This window comes from Stieleria tagensis, from assembly GCF_024129865.1.
GTDB classification, from domain to species: domain Bacteria; phylum Planctomycetota; class Planctomycetia; order Pirellulales; family Pirellulaceae; genus Stieleria; species Stieleria tagensis.
The window spans coordinates 1-2,969 of record NZ_JAMYFE010000002.1; the positions used below are offsets into that span (position 1 = coordinate 1).

Below are 2,969 nucleotides of genomic sequence, written 5' to 3' on the forward strand. Positions count from 1 at the left end.
TCTCGGAAATCGCTACCGTTCGCGCATCTAAATCGTGCTCGTGCTCAGTCGCGTTAGCGACGGTGCTCGTGCTCGTAATCGATTTGGCAGCAACAAAACCAACGCCTGACATCCCGACCGCGACTGGTACGTTCGAGCGACGCCCACCTGATCTCATCAAACCTCCGTTTCCTGGGATTCGCTCCTGATGCCATCGTTCGATTGGTGCGCGGTCGACGCGGCCGAGGGAGACAAACCGACGCCTGTCGATCGATTACGATTCCCGAGCACCACGATGCTGAGCACGAGCACGATCCAAGACAATCCGACGCCCGAAGTGAAGACTGCAAATCGGGACTCCCGATTCCCCATGGCATTTCCGATCGAGTCCATTAGCCATCAACGGCGCTGGCTCGGGCCGTCGTCGTGACCGGATCCGCGAACCAGCGGATGCACGTGAGTCGCCGAGTTCAGTTTATTGAAGTGGCAAGTCGTTTGCGGCGACCACGTGATCCGCAACCGTTCTGCTATCGAATAAATGTACGACTTCGAATCCTGGGAAGACCATTGTCACTTTCACGACCAGCGTGATTACGTTGGCTTGGTGGCCTACTGCAAGGACGAAGTCAAGCGTTCCCCCAGCGATCTATACGCTGCAGAGCGTTTGCTGCAGGCATTCGTGCTTAATGGCGACTTCAACGACGCAATCGATTTTGGATCGACGTTAGAACGCGATCACCCGGGCCTGGGGATGTTCTCGCATCACATTCTCGACGCACTGTTTGCAATTGGAAAAACTGAAGCTGATTTCGATTGGGCCGATCCGCCAAGTATCATACGGCTGGATCAGCGTGTCTCGGATGACTGTTACGAATTCCTTCGACCCAAGCGGAAGCCTCGAACGCTCGATGATTTCCACACCGAGTTATGGCTGCACGATTACGTAGTATTCTCGGATGAGGAACTGCTACACTATTTCCAACGGGATGAGCGCTTCGTCGTGAACGGTGACTCACCCGTGAATGCTGAGATCACCGTCGTTCGCAAACGCAAGAAAGCAGAACCAGACGATGCACGTGAGTCGCCGAACTGAGTTTATTGGAGTGGTCAGTCGTTCGCGGCGACCACGTGATCGTTAGCGTTCCCCGAATAAATTGCTACATCCTTACCACGGACAAACTCAATACGCGCACGAGCATATCTGCTTCGTTCAATTCGACGACAGCTCTCAGGGGCGTACGCTCTATGACTCTCAATCCTTCCGCCAACGGATCGGAGTGAAGAATCGCATCGTCGCGCAGATCGCGATCGATCTGATGCGACGCTTTGTTGATTTTTGGGCTTCGGCCACACGCAAACCAAATCTCACCAAGTTCACGCTCCGCTGATGCAACCCAAACCACGGTTCGCTTCGTCATTCCGAACCGTCTTTCGATTTGATGCGATTCCAAACGTCATCTAAGCTTGACCCGGATTCTTCAGTTGTGGCGCGCCTCTTCGCTTCCACAATCTCGTTTTCAGTGATCGGACGCGAAAAATATCCGATGCATCGACCTCCATCGTCGAAAAGTTCGATTGCTTCGTCGGAACGCAATATTCTTTCGGCTTGTTCGCTACTGACTTCGATTCGCACCATTTGATGTCTCCCTAGCTTGTTGGCGTGATGAATTATACTCTGGATTTCACCAGCATTCGATCCCTTCCGAATTGGCTCGTTTTGGGACCTGTCCGCTGGCGGAGCGAACGGGCGGCGATTTCACAATGAGACGGGGAACCAAGGGATGTAACGGATCGGCGGAGTCAGGGTGGTCTGGCCATCGCAATGTCGTTCGCCGCCGACTCGNNGGATGCATGCTGTCGGTTTGCTGGGCGGCGGCGCCGTCCGCTCGCGGCCGAAACCAATCCACTTCTTTCATAAACGATTTGCGTATGGCAACGCTCGATTGCCGGGGATGGAGACGTTAGCGAGTTTCAGTCGCCCATTGCGAGGCATCGGCGGCGACGACCAGCCGAACCGCTGGCGACTTGCTTTGGATACGCTGACTGATTGTCGCCAACGCTTCGACTCGTCATCGCCTTTCGTCACTGCCGGCATGACCGCCCAGTGGTCGTCCACGAAACAACAATTTCCAGCTCAATCGATTAACCACATGCGAAGCGACGGGATCGCCGTCGACGGCGCGATGACACTCCTCGGATGGCCTTGTCGCCGGCGATCCCCACGCTTCTCTCAACGATTCGACCAACGCCCGCCCAGTGCCCAACCCAATACCCGTCCCTGCCGCACCCAACGCCCAAAGTTGCGATCGCGATTCCAGCCGGCTACGCTGACACAAACTGCCCGCGAGCTTCAAACCAGATTGAAAAGAGAGCTCGTAACCACGGGATGTAACGGATCGGCGGAATCAGGTCTGGAACTGTGATCCAAGTCTTTCACCGCCGACTCGTTAATCCCAATCGTTCGTCGACATAATGAATGACGCAATCATACGGCGGCCATGGTCTTACTTAATCCTTGTTGTCGTTGTCGCGTTTCCCTTCGTTTTCCCTCTATGGTCAGACGGATTCGTGCTTGGGCGTCGGGATTGGGTTGAGCGACGAGGGATTCTCGAATTTTGGGACACGATGCTAAATTGCTACACGTGGCCCATCACGGCACTCGTAGCACTGGTCAATCCGCTCAATTTGCGAATTCAAGACGCACCGTGGCGATCGGCGTTCCTCTACACCGTTTTCGTAGCCGCGATCGCGATGCTGCTATTCGTGATGATCCCCGCTGTTGATTCTCATATTCGTTACCGCGATAAATTCTTCCTGAATCCCGCACCTCACATCCAGCAGCCAACACTCACGTTTTACTTTGTCCGAACACTGATATTCTCAATCTTCCCGCTTACGTTGACCGGCTGTGCACTTTGGGTGCGGTCTGATTTGCGTCACGCAATGCGGTGAGACAACCGAAGAGCGACGAACCATGGGTTGCAACGGAG

The 2,969-nt window shown here is 54.6% G+C and carries 2 protein-coding genes; one reads left to right on the top strand and one right to left on the bottom strand.

Annotated features, from left to right (window positions below; all coding sequences use genetic code 11):
* The first annotated feature begins 517 nt into the window (after nt 1–517).
* Complete coding sequence (locus NHH03_RS00020) at nt 518–1,072, top strand: hypothetical protein (protein WP_253153531.1); 555 nt, start codon at nt 518–520, stop codon at nt 1,070–1,072.
* A gap of 64 nt (nt 1,073–1,136) precedes the next feature.
* Here the strand turns inward: NHH03_RS00020 and NHH03_RS00025 are convergent, their stop codons facing one another.
* Complete coding sequence (locus NHH03_RS00025; RefSeq protein WP_253153534.1) at nt 1,137–1,397, bottom strand: hypothetical protein; 261 nt, start codon at nt 1,395–1,397, stop codon at nt 1,137–1,139.
* Nucleotides 1,398–2,969: the final 1,572 nt, after the last annotated feature.